Annotated in this window: 1 protein-coding gene; it reads right to left on the reverse strand. The window is 36.3% G+C overall.

All coding sequences use genetic code 11. The features are described 5' to 3' along the window. The coding region (locus B3B27_RS08590) for a polysaccharide biosynthesis/export family protein (protein WP_286847279.1) at positions 1–311 on the reverse strand (311 nt) is incomplete at its 3' end. Positions 312–369: the final 58 nt, after the last annotated feature.

A 369-nucleotide genomic window follows, 5' to 3' on the forward strand; every position in this document is an offset into this window, starting at 1 on the left:
CCCAAAGATGGAAAATTAATTTTTCCATCGCTGTCCACCAAATAGTTTTGAAGCACTGCCTGGGAGTAGAACGTACCGCCAGTTTCAGTTTGCGGTGTAAAAAGGTTGTATCTTCTCGATGCGGCAGGTTCACTGCTAACAACGGTGATAGACAGAATATCTTTAGGTTTTATTCTCGCATCGTGCCCGTTACCGTTACTGCCGGATAAAGTCATTATCTGCTCAATATTCTGAAAATATGAAATATCCTTAACTTGAGAACAAGATATGGATATCATAATTAATATCAGAGTGTAAATAATTTTATTCATTTCAATAGAAGTTAGAAACACTACATAAAACACGCTTTATCACACTAGGAAAATATCA

The sequence above is a fragment of the Proteiniphilum sp. UBA5463 genome, from assembly GCF_002427225.1.
In the GTDB taxonomy this organism is placed as follows: Bacteria; Bacteroidota; Bacteroidia; order Bacteroidales; family Dysgonomonadaceae; genus Proteiniphilum; species Proteiniphilum propionicum.